A 15,898-nucleotide genomic window follows, 5' to 3' on the forward strand; every position below is an offset into this window, starting at 1 on the left:
GAGATGACAACCTTCCCCCGACGGCGAGGCGTCAAGGCCGCCGCCCTGCTCGCGAGCCTGGGCCTGCTGCTCAGCGCGTGTTCCGGAGATGGTGGTGGCGGTGGCTCCGACCTCACCGCACCCGGACCGGAGGTACTGGACGGACTCGACGAGGCGGTCCAGGTCGAGTTCTGGCACAGCATGGACGCCACCAACGGCCAGGTGCTCGACGAGCTCATCGCGGGCTTCAACGCCGAGAACGAGGACCGGGTCCAGGTCACCGGGTCCTTCCAAGGCGACTACGACACCGCGCTGGCCAACCACCGCGCCGCCATCCAGCAGGGCGACACCGCCGAACTCATCATGATCTACGACCTGGGCACCCAGTTCATGATCGACTCCGGGCAGACCGTGCCGGCCCAGTCCTTCCTCGACCAGGACGACTACGACACCTCCACGGTCGAGGACGCCCTCCTCAACTACTTCACCGTCGAGGGCGAGCTGCGGTCCTTCCCGTTCAACAACTCCACCCCGCTGATGTACGTCAACCGGGACGCGTTCGAGGAGGCGGGCCTGGACCCGGACTCCCCGCCCACCGACCTCGCCGAGATCCGTGCGGCCGCCGAGGAGCTCACCGTCACCGACGACGACGGCACCGTCGTCCAGTACGGCTTCGGCGCCGCGGTGTACGGGTGGTTCATCGAGCAGTTCATGGCGCGCGCCGCCGTGCCCTACTGCGACAACGCCAACGGTCGTGACGGTCGCGCCACCGAGGTGCTCTTCGACGATCCCAAGATCATCGAACTCGTCGAATGGTGGGACCAGATGATCGAGGACGACCTCGCCGTCCAGATCGGACGCAACACCGACGACGGCCAGGCCGCCTTCACCTCCGGCCGCGCCGCCATGACCCTGGAGTCCACCGGTTCCCTGGGCGGCTTCATCGAACAGTCCGACTTCGAGGTCGGTGCGGGCTACTTCCCGCTGGTCGGCGCGGACGACCCGGGCGGCTCGATCATCGGCGGCGCCTCCCTGTGGGTCAACGGTGAGGGGCACAGCCCGGAGGAGGTCCGCGGTTCCTGGGAGTTCGTGCAGTACCTGCTGACCCCCGAGGCCCAGTCGATCTGGCACGCGGGCACCGGTTACCTGGCGGTCGACACCGAGGGCTACGACGGCCCCGAGGCGCAGGAGCGCTCCGAGGAGTTCCCGCAGTTCTCCGTGGCCGCGAATCAGCTCGCCGAATCCGAGATCAACGAGAACACCGCCGGTTGCATGATGGGCGTGATGTCCGAGGCCCGCGTCGCCGCCGAAGAGGGCTGGGAGGCCGCACTGACCAGCGACGCGACCGCCGAGGAGGCCATGTCCGAGGCCGCCCGGGGCGTGGGCGGCACCATCGAGGAGTACAACCTGTCCGTGGAGGACTGATCGTCGATCGGGTCCACCCGGTACGAGGGGCGGGGCCGCGGCGCGACGTCGCGGCCCCGCCCGCGTGTGCGGGGACTTCCAACGGCACCGCCGAGCCCATCGAACACGGTCAGGATGCTCCGCGCCGGCGAAGCCACGCGAGGTGACCGCGAGGTCGTGCGAGGTCAGTCGGCGTCGGGGTCGACCCAACCGTTGGCCTCGCAGCCCTGCAACCCCAGGGTCTGCTGCTGCATCACGGGGGCCGGCTCGCCCTCGCCGGGGCAGTCGACGTGCCCATGGCCCAGGGTGTGGCCGACCTCGTGGTTGATCACGTAGACGCGGTAGGTCTCCAGGTCGTCCTCGAAGTCCTCCACGCCCGCGACCCAGCGGTTCTGGTTGATGATGGCGCGGTTGCCGTTGGCGCAGGAGACGAACCCGTTGGTGTTCAGCGGCGCGCACAGACGGTCCACGGTGTCGGGCGCGGCCAGCAGCACACGGATGTCGGCGTCGTCGCCGTCCACACGTTGCAGGGAGCGATCGCCCTCCTCGCCCCAGCTGCGGGGGTCGCCCAGGATCAGCTCGACGGCCTCGACGAAGTCCGAGTCATCGCCGGGCAGTCCCTTCTCGACCTCCACGGCGAAGGTGGTGAGCGGACCCTCGCCCATCTCTTCGCTCTCGCCCTTCATGACCCGGATGTCGCCATCGGCGGTGTCGACCTCGTCCTCGACCGAGCGCAGCAGCACCGGGGTCTCCTCCTCGGTGGGAGAAGCGCTCGGGTCGGGGGAGGCGTCGGGGGCCGCGTCCGTTGCGGCGCCCTCGGTCTCGGCGGGGGATCCGGCGGGGTGCCTGCGGCTGCCGTCCGGGTCGCCCTCACCGACGGGGCCCTCGGCGGAGGTCTCCTGAGTGGCGTCGGGCCCGTCATTCGGCTCGGGGACGCTCACCATCAACACCGCGGAGGCGCCGGAGACCAGACACACACCTATGGCCAACCCCATGGGGTTCCTGCGCCGGCGGTGCCGGGCACGGGTACCACGTGAACCCACGGTCCCTCCACCTCTCGACGGTCGTCGAACCCCAGCATGCCAGAGTCGCGGACCCACAAAGGGTAGGCCTTGCGGACACGATCGATACTCCCGCGCGGTTACGCTTCACTCGGACAGTGAGTCGAAGTGGGCTGCTTGGAGGATTCAGGTGCGTATCGCACGTTTCGCGTCCGGCGACGAGGTCGGTTTCGGTCTGGTCGAGACGGACACGGACAGTGGGGAGGACTTCGTCGCCCGACTGAGCGGCCACCCGTTGATGGGTGACATCAAGCTCACCGGTGAGCGCGCCAGGCTCACCGACGTACGACTGCTGTCACCGGTGTTGCCGACGAAGGTCGTGTGCATCGGCAAGAACTACGCCGAGCACGTCGAGGAGATGAAGGACGTCACGGGGGAGTCCACCGACGAACCGGTGGTGTTCCTCAAGCCGTCCACGGCCGTCACCGGCCCACAGGACGCGGTCTTCTACCCGGCGGCGTCGGAACGGGTGGACTTCGAGGGCGAGATGGCCATCGTCATCTCCCGCCCCTGCCGCGAGGTGCCGCGCGAGCGCGCCAAGGACGTCATCTTCGGGTACACGGTCGCCAACGACGTGACCGCCCGTGACCTACAGAAGAAGGACAAGCAGTGGACACGGGCCAAGGGGTTCGACTCCTTCTGTCCGATCGGCCCGTGGATCACCACCGGGCTGAGCATCGAAGAGGCCCAGGACCTGCGGGTCACCACCACCGTGGACGGTGAGACGCGTCAGGACGGACGTACATCACAGTTCATCCACGACATCGCGGGCATCATCTCCTACGTCAGCTCGTTCATGACCCTCCTCCCGGGTGACGTGATCCTGACCGGAACGCCCGCCGGTGTGGGCCCCGTCCAGGTCGGCCAGGAAGTGGCCGTCACGGTCGAGGGTCTGGGCACCATCAGCAACCGGGTGGTCGAACGGGACTGACCCCGAGCGAGCCGTGCGCGGGCCGGGTGCCCGCGCACGGGCCACCCGTCGGGGCCACGTGCCCCGACCGAGCGGAAGGTCCGACCTTGGCCCCCCGAAAACGCCGCATCCCGCCCTTCGCCCTCACCGGTGCCATCACCCTCGTCCTGGCCCTGGTGGGTTCGGGACTGTGGATCCTCGGCAGGAGCATGGGCGAACCCGAGCGGGACGCCGACGGCGACGGCCGCGCCCTGGTGCGGCTCATGCTCGCCGGGGACTCCATGACCCACGGCGCCGACGGGGACCGGACCTGGCGCTACCACCTGTGGAACCACCTGGAACCGCAGGTGGACGGGCTGGACTTCGTCGGCCCCTACAGCGCGCCCGCCACCCCCGAGCAGATCATCCCGCCGGAGATGATGGGGGCCGAGCCCACCGATCCGGTCGGGGGAGACCCCGAGGGTGTCGACTACCGCGACCCGGACTTCGACCAGGACCACAACGCCCGCTGGGGCCGCACCCTGGCCGACGCCGCCACCACCATCGGCGCCGACGTGGCCGAACACCGCCCCGACGTGTTGTGCGTGCTGATCGGTCTCAACGACCTGCTGCACCCGATCACCGCCGAGGAGATGGAGGCGAACATCCGCGCCTATGTTCGGGACGCCCGCGAGGCGAACCCGGACATCCACATCCTGTTCGCCGAGGCCCTGCCCATCACCATGGCCGACCAGGACCAAGGCTTCGCGCTGCGCCTGTACGCGTACAACAAGCTGGTCCGCAAGCTGACCCTGGAACTGTCGAGCGAACGTTCGCCGGTGGTGGGCTTCGACCTGGCCAAGGCCGAGTCCTGGGACGTGAAGGCCGACACCTACGACGGCACCCACCCCAACGACGGCGGTGAGATCAAGATCGCGGCCGGGTTCGCCGACGCCCTGTCGGAGAACTTCGGTCTGGGGACGGGCTACCCGAGGCCACTGCCCATCGCGCCTTAGGCGGTGTCTTGGCGGGGGTCCGGTAAAGCGCGATGCGGCAGATGGGCCACCGATACCCTGGGGTCCGTGACTGAGACTCCGATTCGTACCCGCTTCGCCCCGTCCCCGACGGGCATGTTCCACGTCGGTGGCGCTCGATCCGCGCTCTTCAACTGGGCTCTGGCCCAGCAACGGCCCGAGGGTCGCATGGTGCTGCGCATCGAGGACACCGACGCCGCACGCAACCGGCCCGAGTGGACCGAGGGCATCATCCGTGCGATGTCGTGGATCGGCATCGACGAGAGCGACCCGCACTTCGAGGGCCCCTACTTCCAGTCGGCCTACGTCGAAAAGCACCGCGAGACCGCGCAGGAGCTGTACCGCTCCGGCCGCGCCTACTACTGCGACTGCACCCGTGAGCAGGTGCAGGAGCGCCGCGACAACCCGAACCTGGGCTACGACGGTTTCTGCCGAGACCGTGGTCTGGAGGCCGGACCGGGTCGGGCGCTGCGCTTCCAGGTGCCGGCCGGTGGCCCCACCATCGTGCGCGACCAGATCCGCGGCGACGTGGAGTTCGACCACGCCGCCATCGAGGACTTCGTCATCGCCCGTGCCGACGGCTCCCCGCTTTTCGTGCTGGCCAACGTCCTGGACGACGTCGAGATGCGCATCACGCACGTCATCCGCGGTGAGGAGCACCTGTCCAACACCCCCAAGCAGCAATTGCTGTGGGAGGCGCTGGACCTGACCCCGCCGGTGTGGGCGCACCTGCCGGTCATCGTCAACGAGCAGCGCAAGAAGCTGTCCAAGCGCCGCGACAAGGTCGCCCTGGAGTCCTACCAGGAGGAGGGCTACCTGGCCGAGGCGATGGTCAACTACCTGATGCTGCTGGGCTGGGCGCCGGGTGAGGACCGCGAGATCATGCCGTGGTCGGAGATGATGCCGCTCTTCGCGATCCAGGACGTCAACAGCTCCAGCGCGTTCTTCGACGAGAAGAAGTTGCGCGCCTTCAACGGCGAGTACATTCGCGCGCTGTCGGTCGAGGACTTCATCGCGCGCTGCCGGCCGTGGCTGACCGGGGAGGACACCCCCTGGAACGCCGAGGACTACGACGCCGACGTCTTCGCCGCCGTCGCCCCGCTGGCGCAGAGCCGGGTCGCGCTGCTCAGCGAGATCGTCCCCAACGTGGACTTCCTGTTCCTGAAGGAGCCGGTGGAGGACGAGAAGAGCTGGAGGAAGGCGATGAAGCCGGGCGTGGGCAAGGAGATGGTGGAGGCCGCCCTGGCGCGCTTCGCCGACCCCGAGCTGCCCTGGACCGCCGACGACCTCAAGGTCGCCACCGAGGAGACCGGCGCCTCACTCGGGCTGAAGCTGGGCAAGGCTCAGGCCCCGGTACGCGTGGCCGTCACCGGTCGGACCGTGGGGCTGCCGCTGTTCGAGTCCCTGGAACTGCTGGGACGCGAGCGCGTCCAGGCACGTCTGGAGGCCGCGCTGGAGAAGCTGCGGACCGAGGAGAAGGACGCCCAGGAGGGCTGATGTCACGGGGTGGTGGGGCTGTGGGCCCCACCACCCCGTATTCGGTTCGCGAGCACTCTGAATGTCCGCTAGAGTTATCTACGTCGCCGAGGGGGACAGGGGCGCGAAAGCGGCCGGATCCCCTCAAAACATTGGCCTATGGTGTAATCGGCAGCACGACTGATTCTGGTTCAGTTAGTCTAGGTTCGAGTCCTGGTAGGCCAGCGAGTTCGATGTCTTCGCATCGGACGCACGGATCCTCGGATCCGAGAAGTGCGCCCCCGTCGTCTAGTGGCCTAGGACGCCGCCCTCTCAAGGCGGTAACGGCGGTTCGAATCCGCTCGGGGGTACCAACAGGAAGCGGCTTCCACGGTGTGGAAGCCTTCTTTCTGAGCCGATGTTCGCCATCGGTGTCCGGTTCGTGTGGTTATCATGGTTTCGATGATCCGCGCGGATCACGTCCGGCCCCCGTCGTCTAGTGGCCTAGGACGCCGCCCTCTCAAGGCGGTAACGGCGGTTCGAATCCGCTCGGGGGTACAAGAACTGAAGGTCTCACCCATTCGGGTGGGGCCTTTCGTCGTTTTCGGGGGTCGTTCGAGGGAGACGCCTTCCGGCGCGGTCAGGACGTGTCGAGGGCGACTCCCGGTTCGGGTGTCGCCCTCAGGGGATCGGGTCGACGGGGGCGGGTGGTCAGTGACCTCCCTCGTAGGTGTGCAGGGACTCGCTGATCTTCTCCGCGGCCGACACCACGGCCTGGGAGTGCATGCGTCCGGGCGAGCGGGTCAGGCGCTCTATCGGGCCGGACACCGAGACCGCGGCGATCACCCGTCCACCGGGGCCGGCGACGGGGGCCGACACCGAGGCCACGCCCTGCTCGCGTTCGGCGACGCTCTGGGCCCAACGGCGACGGCGTACCTGCGCAAGGCTCGCGGCGGTGAAGCGCGCGCCCACCAGGGAGCGACGGATGCGATCGGAGTCCTCCCAGGCGAGCAGCACCTGGGCGGCCGAACCCGCGTTCATGGGGAGTTCGCTGCCCACGGGCACGGTGTCGCGCAGACCACTGCTGCGCTCCGAGGCGGCCACGCACACACGAAGGTCGCCCTGTCGGCGGTAGAGCTGGGCGCTCTCCCCGGTGAGGTCGCGTAGCTGGACCAGGACCGGCGCGGCCACGGCGAGCAGACGGTCCTCTCCGGTGGCTATCGACAACTCACCCAGGCGTGGCCCGAGCACGAATCGACCCTGGCTGTCCCTGGTCACCATGCGGTGGCGTTCCAGGGCGACGGCGAGGCGGTGGGCGGTGGGGCGGGCCAGGCCGGTGATCTGGACCAGTTGCGCCAGCGACGCGGGCCCCGATTCCAGGGCGTCGAGGACGGACATCGTCTTGTCCAGGACACCGACACCGCTGGATGAGCTAGAGTTGTCCATGGCTTGATATTGCCGTCTCGATATATGGAATGCAAGTCGGGCCGACCATCCGCGCGAAGGGTCCGGGTACGTGCGAGGCACGGCGGGACCCAAGACCGAGAAGACACGAGAGAGGCGATCTCCCATGGCACGCACGATGGCCGAGAAGGTCTGGGAGGAGCACGTCGTTCGACGTGCCGAAGGCGAGCCGGACCTGCTCTACATCGACCTCCACCTCGTCCACGAGGTGACCAGCCCCCAGGCCTTCGAGGGCCTGCGTCTGGCCGGTCGCCCCGTTCGACGTCCCGACCTCACCATCGCCACCGAGGACCACAACGTCCCCACGATGGACCTCCTCGCGCCCATCGCCGACCCGGTCTCCCGCAAGCAGGTCGAGACGCTGCGCAAGAACTGCTCGGACTTCGGCGTGCGCCTGCACCCCATGGGCGACATCGACCAGGGCGTCGTCCACGTCGTCGGTCCCCAGCTCGGTCTCACCCAGCCCGGCATGACCGTGGTCTGCGGCGACAGCCACACCAGCACCCACGGCGCGTTCGGCGCGTTGGCCTTCGGCATCGGCACCAGCCAGGTCGAGCACGTCCTGGCCACCCAGACCCTGCCGATGCAGCCGTTCAAGACCATGGCCGTCACGGTCAACGGCAGGCTCCGGCCCGGGGTGACGTCCAAGGACATCATCCTCGCCGTCATCGCCAAGATCGGCACCGGCGGTGGCCAGGGCTACGTCATCGAGTACCGGGGCGAGGCCATCGAGGCCCTGTCCATGGAATCGCGCATGACGGTCTGCAACATGTCCATCGAGGCGGGCGCCCGCGCCGGCATGATCGCCCCGGACCAGACCACCTTCGACTACGTCAAGGGGCGGCCGCACGCCCCGCAGGGCGCCGACTTCGACGCCGCCGTCGAGCACTGGAAGAGCCTGCGCACCGATGAGGGCGCCGAGTTCGACGCCGAGGTGGTCCTGGACGCGGACGACCTCAGTCCGTTCGTCACCTGGGGCACCAACCCCGGGCAGGGCGTACCGCTGGACGCCGGTGTGCCCGAGCCGTCCTCCTTCGAGGACCCCTCCGCCCGCGCCGCCGCCGAGAAGGCCCTGGCCTACATGGACCTGAAGGCCGGCACGCCCATGCGCGAGGTCTCCGTCGACACGGTCTTCCTGGGCTCGTGCACCAACGGTCGCATCGAGGACCTGAGGGCCGCGGCCGAGGTCATCCGCGGCCGCAGGGTCGCGGACGGCGTGCGCATGCTGGTCGTGCCCGGCTCCATGCGGGTCAAGGAGCAGGCCAACGAGGAGGGCCTGGGCGAGGTCTTCAAGGAGGCCGGCGCCGAGTGGCGTGAGGCGGGCTGTTCGATGTGCCTGGGCATGAACCCGGACCAGCTCAAGCCCGGCGAGCGCAGTGCCTCCACGTCCAACCGCAACTTCGAGGGCCGCCAGGGCAGGGGCGGACGCACCCACCTGGTCTCGCCGCTGGTGGCGGCGGCCACCGCGGTCCGCGGAACCCTGTCCTCCCCGGCCGACCTGTAGTCGCCCCGACCCGTCAAGGAGAGTCCTCCCATGGAGAAGTTCGACGTCCACACCGGTCGGGCCGTGCCGTTGCGCGCGAGCAACGTCGACACCGACCAGATCATCCCCGCCGTCTACCTGAAGCGGGTCAGCCGCACCGGCTTCGAGGACGGCCTGTTCGCCGAGTGGCGCAAGTCCGACCCGGACTTCGTGCTCAACCGTCCCGAGTACGAGGGCGCGAGCGTGCTGGTGGCCGGCCCCGACTTCGGTACCGGTTCGTCCCGTGAGCACGCCGTGTGGGCCTTGCAGGACTACGGATTCAAGGCCGTGCTGTCCTCGCGCTTCGCCGACATCTTCCGTGGCAACTCGCTCAAGGGCGGTCTGCTCACGGTGCTGCTGCCCCAGGAGGTCATCGACCGGATCTGGGCGGCCGTGGAGGCCGACCCGACCACCGAGGTGACCGTCGACCTGGTGGAGCGTCGGGTCCGAGTGCCGGCCGCGGACGTGGTGGAGCCGTTCGAGTTGGACGACTACACCCGCTGGCGGCTGCTGGAGGGCCTGGACGACATCGCCCTGACGCTCCGTCACACCGACGACATCACGGTCTTCGAGGGCACCCGGCCGGACTGGAAGCCGGTCACGCTCTAGGCGGTGTTCTTCGGGGCCTCCGCCGGCGCCTCGGGGTGTTCGTGCGCCCACCGGCTCAGGAGCCTTCGACGCCTACGGTGTGATGGCTCGTTCCTCGCGATCCCACCTACGGCGCCTCCCCGGGTTCGTCGGAGGACGGGTCTCGACGGCGCCCGAACGGTGTACGACGGAGCTTGGTCGCGAGGGCCGGAAGCCCCTTCGAACCACGGGATCGAGGGTCGTTGTGACGCAGCGCACCCTCGATCCCGAATAATTTTACCTTTACTTGACGTGAGCATTCGCTTACCGACTTTGTGTCCTTAAGGCGGGAGGTCGGGGAGTCCGGAATCCGGTTATACGTAGGCTTTTGAGGCCTACAGAAGGGGGCAAAAAGGACGCGTTCCCCGTCCGGGTGCATCCGCCCCGGTAGTTGCGGAGCGTGACCCCGCAGGTCGGAAAGGCCCCGACACGCCTTGCCCACGGGCGTTTGTATTTGTGTAAGGGCCGCTGCTTCCCCTAATTTCGTGCGAGCAAGGGGGAACCGGAGGAACCTTATGAACAAGCGTGACCTGATCGACGCGATCTCCGACCGGCTCGGAGACAAGAAGACCGCGACCGAAGCGGTCAACGCTGTGCTTGAAACCATTCAGGCCACCGTGGCGTCGGGCGACAAGGTCGCCATCACGGGCTTCGGAGTGTTCGAGAAGTCCGAGCGCGCGGCGCGTACCGCTCGCAATCCCGCCACCGGCGCCACGATCAACGTCCCCGCGAGCTTCGTCCCGAAGTTCCGCGCCGGCGCTGACTTCAAGGCTCTGGTCAACGGCGACAAGAAGTAGTCCTCTCGCCCCGAGCGAGTGGAAGTACCCGCCCGGGTTCCCTCCATGGGAATCCGGGCGGAGTGCTGTCCGGGGTCGTTCGACACCGGTTCGGGGGTCCTCGTCGGGCCGGGCTCGGCGTCCGAACGCCCTGGGCGGCGCTCAGGCGCACCGAGAGCGCCTCAGGGGCTCTTCTGTGCCTCCCTGGTCGACACGCGCCCCACCAGGGTGCGTGTGCGCGGACCCAGGCCCAGGGAGGTCGCGGAGACCAGGTCCTCGGACGTGTCCACGTCACGGCGCACCGACTCCACGTTCGGCGGTGAGAGCTCGTGTGCCCCACCCGCCAGATGCCGGGCCCGGGAGGCTCCCTCGAAGGCGGGGGCGAACGGCCGGCCCGGTGCCGCGGCCAACAGGGTGGTCCCCACCCGGGGCGAGTCCGCGAGGAAAGACCGCTCGTGGTCGGCCGCGGCGGTGAGGACCCGCTCCAGCTCCACCGGTCGCAGCGCCGGCAGGTCCGCCGACAGCGCGCACACTCCGAGCCTGGGTTCCAGGGCACGTGCGGTGCGCGCCCCGTGCGCCAGGGCCGGGTTCAGACCGCCTCCCGGCTCCCCGGACACCACCACGGCGCCCAGGGCGGACAGGGCCGCGTCCGCGCGGGGGTCGTCGGTCACCACGAACAGCGTCCCCACCGAAGGACACCGGCGCGCGGCGGCCACCGTGTCGCAGGCGATCGCGAGCGCCAGCTCCTCACGCAGCCCCCCGGCGGCCCGGGCCAGTCGACTCTTGGCCAGACCGAGGTGCTTGACTGGGACGATCAGGGACCAGCGCACCCCGGGCAGGGCGGACCCGCCACGCTCTCCACAGCCGGTCACGGTTCCCCCGGAACTTGATACGGCGACGACACTGACGAGGGTAGATGTTCGGGGATCGGCGCGGCGCGGACACCCTAGAATGAGTCGGTTGTGTTGAAGTGAGGAGTCCCGTGGCCAAGCAACGAGAATCACGATGGGTCGTCTGGGTCGTGTCCCGGATCGTCCGTATCGTCCTCTGGATGATCACCAAGCCGGAGTGGCGGGGGACCGAGAACGTCCCCGAGCGGGGCGGTGCGATCATCGCGGCCAACCACCTGTCCGTGACCGACCCGCTGACGGTCGCCCACTTCCTCTACATCGGTGCCCGGCGCTGGCCCACCTTCACCATGAAGGACTCGGTCATGAGGATCCCGGTGGTCAACTCGGTCGCCAAGGCCACGGGGCAGATCCCGATCAAGCGCGGCAGCTCCGACGCGGTCAAGGCGCTGGGCGAGGCGGAGAAGGCGCTCACCCAGGACGGTTCCTCGGTGATCTTCTACCCCGAGGGCACCTGCACCCGTGATCCGAACCTGTGGCCGATGACCGCCAAGAACGGTGTGGCGCGCCTGGCGCTGACCACGGGCGTCCCGGTCGTCCCGGTGGCGCACTGGGGCGAGCAGAACATCCTGCCCTACGGCTCGAAGAAGCCCCGTCTCCTGCCACCGCGCAAGCGCATCCAGTTCAAGGCCGGCCCTCCGGTGGACCTGTCCGCCTACAGGGGCGAGCCGATCACGGCCACCGTCCTGGAGGGGGCCACCAAGGCGATCATGGCCGACATCACCGCCCTACAGGCGGAGATCCGTGGCGAGGAGCCGCCCGCGGTGCCCTTCGACTTCGCCAAGGCCCGCCGGGAACAGGCCGAGGCCAAGCGCGCCGAGCGTGCCCTGGAGGAACGGGACGCCGAGGTCGCGGGGAACGGGACCGGGCGGGCCGAGGCCGTCGAAGGCGACAACGGGAAGAACGACACGGGGGCATGACCGAGTACATGAGCGATGACAAGGTGAAGGTCGCGATTTTGGGCGGTGGCTCGTGGGGGACCACGTTCGCCAACGTCGTCGCCGACGCCGCCGATCTCGCCCGCAAGTCGGGACAGGAGGCCGCCGAGGTGGTCCTGTGGGCGCGCCGGGCCACGATCGTGGACGCGATCAACGAGGCCTCGGAGAACCCCGACTACCTCCCCGGGCTCATGCTCAACGCGGAGCTACGGGCGACCACCGACGTCAACGAGGCGCTGGAAGGCGCCTCCGTGGTGGTGCTGGCGGTGCCCTCCCAGTCGCTGCGGGCCAACCTCGCCGACCTGAAGGACGTCTTCCCCCGGAACGCCGTGGCCGTCAGCCTCATGAAGGGCGTCGAGCTGGGCAACCTCCTGCGGATGAGCCAGGTCATCGGCGAGGTCCTGGAGCTGCCCGAGGAACAGATCGCAGTGGTATCGGGTCCCAACCTGGCCAGGGAGATCGCCGAACGCCAGCCGGCCACCGCCGTGGTGGCCTGCCCGCACGAGCCCACGGCGGTGCGGTTGCAGTCGCTGTTCAAGTCGGCCTACTTCCGCCCCTACACCAGCACCGACCTGGTGGGCGTGGAGATCGGCGGCGCGATGAAGAACGTCATCGGGCTGGCCGTGGGCGTGGCGGAGGGCATGGGATTCGGTGACAACACCAAGGCCTCGCTCATCACCCGTGGTCTGGCCGAGACCACCCGCCTGGCGGTGACGCTCGGCGCCGACGAGCACACCCTGTCCGGCCTGGCCGGAATGGGCGACCTCGTCGCGACATGCTCCTCCCCGCTGTCGCGGAACCGGACCTTCGGTGAGAAACTAGGCGCCGGTAAGACCCTGGAACAGGTCGTCCAAGAGACCAAGCAGACGGCCGAAGGGGTCAAGTCGTCCGAGTCGATCCTCGAACTCGGGTGGGCCAACGGGGTCGACATGCCGATCACCGAGGCCGTCGTCAAGATGATGCACCACGACCTGAGTCCTGCCCGGGCGCTCGCGGAATTCATGTCCCGTAGCAGCAAGCCGGAGCGGTACGGGGTCTGAGAGCGAGCACGATGTCACACACACCTGGGTCCGGGAACGCGGGCGAGCACACCAGGGCGGTCTCCCTCCCGGAGTCCTCCGCCCCCGCCCAACGCCCGATGCGGATGCCGGTCCACCGCGCCACCACGTACGCGTTCGACACCTCGCAGGGGTTCGCCGACGTGCTGGAGGGCAGGACCGACGGCTACTCCTACGCGCGCATCGACGGCCCCACCTCGGACGCCTTCGCCGAGGCCGTCGCCGCGCTGGAGGGCGTGGGGGTCCCGGATCCGATCCTGGGCCAGGCGTTCGCCTCCGGCATGGCGGCGATCAGCACCGTGTTCCTGGCCCTGACCGAGGCGGGGGCGCACGTGGTGGCGTCCCGTTCGATCTACGGCAACACCTACTCGCTGCTGGACCGGATGATGCGCAGGTTCGGCGTGCGCACCGACTTCGTGGACATCACCGACCTGGACGCGGTGCGGGCGGCGATCACTCCGAACACGCGGATGGTGTTCACCGAGACGCTGTCCAACCCCACCATGATCGTCTCCGACCTGCCGGAGCTGGCGGGGATCTGCCGTTCGACGGGCGCCGCGCTGGTGGTGGACTCCACGTTCGCCTCCCCGGCGATCTGCCGTCCCCTGGAGTTCGGCGCGGACGTGGTGGTGCACTCGGCCACCAAGTACCTGGGTGGACACAGCGACACCACCGGTGGTGTGGCCGTGGCCTCGCCCTCGCTGATCGAGCGGATCCGCGCGGCCCGCGTCGACCTGGGCCCGTGCCTGGCCCCGGACGAGGCGTACCTGCTGCACCGCGGTCTGGAGACCCTGCCGCTGCGCGTGCGGCGCCAGTGCGAGACCGCCGCGGCGTTCGCCGCCGCGCTGGAGGACCACCCGGCCGTGGAACGGGTCGACCATCCGTCACTGGCCGCCCACCCCCAACACGACCTCGCGGACAAGCTGTTCGACGCGGGCCGTTACGGCGCCGTGGTCACCGTGCACCTCAAGGGCGGACGCGACGACGGCATGGCCTTCGTCGACCGTCTGCGGGTGGCCACGATCGCCGCGTCCCTGGGCGGCACCCACACCCTGGTCGGACATGTGGGCTCGACCTCGCACCGGTTGATGAGCGCGGCCGAACTGGCGGCCGCGGGCGTCTCACCGGGCGCGGTACGGTTCTCCATCGGTTTGGAGGATCCCCAGGACCTCATCGACGACGCCTTGACGGCGCTCGACGGGGGAAAGTGACACTCGGGACGAATTCCACTCGTTCCGGTTCCATCGTTAGGCGAGATAAGGTCTGTCAGCATGTCGTCCGAGCAGCGCAAGATTCGGGTCGCCGTCGTCTTCGGCGGTCGTAGTTCCGAGCACGAGATCTCCTGCGTCACCGCGGGCAGCGTCATGTCCGTCATCGACCCCGATCGCTACGAGATCGTCCCGGTCGGGATCACCCCCTCCGGAAACTGGGTCCTGACCTCGGGCGACCCCGAGGTACTGCGCATCGACGCGGTGACCAAGGCGCTGCCGTCGGTCTCCGAGGAGGGCGTCGAGCTGGCGCTGCCGTTCGACGGCCCGGGTCGGCTCATGACCGTCTCCCCGGACCAGGGCACGCAGCGTCTGGCCGAGGTCGACGTCGTGCTGCCGCTGCTGCACGGCCCCTTCGGCGAGGACGGCACCATCCAGGGCCTGTTCGAGATGATGGGCGTGCGCTACGCGGGCGCCGGGGTGTTCTCCAGCGCCGCCGCCATGGACAAGGTGTTCATGAAGGCGCTGCTGGTCGGCAACGGCATCCCCACCAGCCCGTTCGTCGCCATCACCGAACGCACCTGGCGCAACGAGCGCAAGAAGGTCTTGGACGACGTCGCCGAACTGGGCACGACGGTGTTCGTCAAGCCGGCCCGTGCCGGCAGTAGCGTCGGCATCACCCGGGTGCGGGACGCCTCCGACACCGACGCGGTGGTGGCCGCCGTCGAGGCCGCCCGCGAGCACGACCCCAAGGTGCTCGTCGAGGCCCAGGTCATCGGCCGGGAGATCGAGTGCGGGGTGCTGGAGTCCCAGGACGGCGGCGTTCCCGACGTGTCCTTCCCCGCCGAGGTGCACGTGGCCGACGGCTTCGACTTCTACGACTTCGAGGCCAAGTACCTGTCCACCTCCAGCCTGACCATCCCGGCGCAGATCCCGGAGGATGTCACGGCACGTCTGCGCCAGATGGCCGCCGACGTGTTCGAGGCCATGGGCTGCGAGGGCCTGGCCCGGGTGGACTTCTTCTACACCGAGGACGGCGAAGTCCTCGTCAACGAGCTCAACACCATGCCCGGCTTCACCCTGGCGTCGGCCTTCCCGAAGATGTGGGAGGCCACCGGCGTGGACTACGCGACCCTGGTGGAGCGCATGATCACCACCGCCCTGCGCCGCGACCCCGGTCTACGATAGAGCCCTTCCAGACGTTGTCCAAAGGCCCGGCCGTCCACGGTGGCGCCGGGCCTTCGGCGTGTGGTCTCCTCGAATTCGGGGGGCATCGAACTTCTCCCACTTCGCGCTGCCCACACGTCGCTTTCCCGGGGATCCTTCGAGGAAAGGCGTACGCTGGGAGGGTGATCTCGCTACGCTCGGAAACGTTCTGGATACCACGGGGAGTCACCTATGACGTGTGCTGTGCAGGAGCGGACGGAGAAGTCTGAGATGGACCTCCACGCACTGGCCGAAAGCATCGAACTCCCGGATGGTTACCGCACGGAGATCATCAACGGGAGCATCATCGTGTCGCCTACGCCCACGGTCAGGCATGCCGACATCCTCACCGAGGTACACGAGTCGCTC

General features: G+C 68.9%; 14 protein-coding genes and 3 tRNA genes. 14 read left to right on the forward strand and 3 right to left on the reverse strand.

The genetic code is table 11. The features are described 5' to 3' along the window. Positions 1–3: 3 nt before the first annotated feature. Entirely contained in the window at positions 4–1,404 is a 1,401-nt protein-coding gene (locus tag NLI01S_RS09710) for an ABC transporter substrate-binding protein (RefSeq protein WP_067602598.1), read from the forward strand. A 164-nt stretch (positions 1,405–1,568) separates the two neighbouring features. Here NLI01S_RS09710 and NLI01S_RS09715 read toward each other — a convergent pair whose 3' ends face one another. Next, positions 1,569–2,378 (reverse strand): DUF3152 domain-containing protein, encoded by an 810-nt coding sequence (locus tag NLI01S_RS09715; protein ID WP_067602601.1) that lies wholly within the window; start codon positions 2,376–2,378, stop codon positions 1,569–1,571. A gap of 196 nt (positions 2,379–2,574) precedes the next feature. On the opposite strand from NLI01S_RS09715, the gene NLI01S_RS09720 reads away from it, so the two are divergent. From NLI01S_RS09720 to NLI01S_RS09745, 6 genes are all read left to right on the forward strand, one after another. Further along, positions 2,575–3,375, forward strand: coding sequence for a fumarylacetoacetate hydrolase family protein (locus tag NLI01S_RS09720; RefSeq protein WP_067602604.1), 801 nt, complete (start codon positions 2,575–2,577; stop codon positions 3,373–3,375). Positions 3,376–3,461: 86 nt separating this feature from the next. Continuing rightward, positions 3,462–4,349, forward strand: a complete 888-nt coding sequence (locus NLI01S_RS09725) for a GDSL-type esterase/lipase family protein (protein ID WP_067602607.1) — start codon at positions 3,462–3,464, stop codon at positions 4,347–4,349. A gap of 66 nt (positions 4,350–4,415) precedes the next feature. After that, complete coding sequence (gene gltX / locus NLI01S_RS09730) at positions 4,416–5,864, forward strand: glutamate--tRNA ligase (protein WP_084392446.1); 1,449 nt, start codon at positions 4,416–4,418, stop codon at positions 5,862–5,864. Between the two features lie 132 nt (positions 5,865–5,996). Then, positions 5,997–6,068, forward strand: a tRNA-Gln gene (locus tag NLI01S_RS09735). 52 nt (positions 6,069–6,120) lie between these two features. Beyond that, a tRNA-Glu gene (locus NLI01S_RS09740) sits at positions 6,121–6,196 on the forward strand. A 111-nt stretch (positions 6,197–6,307) separates the two neighbouring features. After that, positions 6,308–6,380 (forward strand) — tRNA-Glu (locus tag NLI01S_RS09745). Between the two features lie 153 nt (positions 6,381–6,533). Here NLI01S_RS09745 and NLI01S_RS09750 read toward each other — a convergent pair. Next, positions 6,534–7,220 (reverse strand): IclR family transcriptional regulator, encoded by a 687-nt coding sequence (locus tag NLI01S_RS09750; RefSeq protein ID WP_067602634.1) that lies wholly within the window; start codon positions 7,218–7,220, stop codon positions 6,534–6,536. 172 nt (positions 7,221–7,392) lie between these two features. On the opposite strand from NLI01S_RS09750, the gene leuC reads away from it, so the two are divergent. From leuC to NLI01S_RS09765, 3 genes are all read left to right on the forward strand, one after another. Further along, positions 7,393–8,790 (forward strand): 3-isopropylmalate dehydratase large subunit, encoded by a 1,398-nt coding sequence (leuC, locus tag NLI01S_RS09755; RefSeq protein WP_067602613.1) that lies wholly within the window; start codon positions 7,393–7,395, stop codon positions 8,788–8,790. Between the two features lie 30 nt (positions 8,791–8,820). Further along, complete coding sequence (gene leuD, locus NLI01S_RS09760; protein WP_067602616.1) at positions 8,821–9,417, forward strand: 3-isopropylmalate dehydratase small subunit; 597 nt, start codon at positions 8,821–8,823, stop codon at positions 9,415–9,417. Between the two features lie 533 nt (positions 9,418–9,950). Next, positions 9,951–10,232, forward strand: a complete 282-nt coding sequence (locus NLI01S_RS09765; RefSeq protein WP_014910144.1) for an HU family DNA-binding protein — start codon at positions 9,951–9,953, stop codon at positions 10,230–10,232. A gap of 161 nt (positions 10,233–10,393) precedes the next feature. On the opposite strand, the gene cofC is transcribed toward NLI01S_RS09765, so the two are convergent. Next, positions 10,394–11,041, reverse strand: coding sequence for a 2-phospho-L-lactate guanylyltransferase (cofC, locus tag NLI01S_RS09770; protein ID WP_067602638.1), 648 nt, complete (start codon positions 11,039–11,041; stop codon positions 10,394–10,396). Between the two features lie 152 nt (positions 11,042–11,193). Here cofC and NLI01S_RS09775 point away from each other — a divergent pair, with 152 nt between their 5' ends. From NLI01S_RS09775 to NLI01S_RS09790, 4 genes are read left to right on the forward strand one after another with little or no spacing between them, the layout of a single operon-like run. Further along, a complete protein-coding gene (locus NLI01S_RS09775; protein ID WP_067602619.1) occupies positions 11,194–12,039 on the forward strand; it encodes a lysophospholipid acyltransferase family protein in 846 nt (281 codons plus the stop codon). After that, entirely contained in the window at positions 12,036–13,097 is a 1,062-nt protein-coding gene (locus tag NLI01S_RS09780; RefSeq protein WP_190318419.1) for an NAD(P)H-dependent glycerol-3-phosphate dehydrogenase, read from the forward strand. Before NLI01S_RS09775 ends, NLI01S_RS09780 begins: the two co-directional genes overlap by 4 nt. A gap of 11 nt (positions 13,098–13,108) precedes the next feature. Further along, complete coding sequence (locus NLI01S_RS09785) at positions 13,109–14,326, forward strand: trans-sulfuration enzyme family protein (protein WP_067602622.1); 1,218 nt, start codon at positions 13,109–13,111, stop codon at positions 14,324–14,326. A gap of 60 nt (positions 14,327–14,386) precedes the next feature. Further along, positions 14,387–15,511, forward strand: a complete 1,125-nt coding sequence (locus NLI01S_RS09790) for a D-alanine--D-alanine ligase family protein (RefSeq protein WP_067602625.1) — start codon at positions 14,387–14,389, stop codon at positions 15,509–15,511. Positions 15,512–15,898 lie beyond the last annotated feature (387 nt).

Source organism: Nocardiopsis listeri NBRC 13360, assembly GCF_001570765.1.
GTDB classification, from domain to species: Bacteria; Actinomycetota; Actinomycetes; order Streptosporangiales; family Streptosporangiaceae; genus Nocardiopsis; species Nocardiopsis listeri.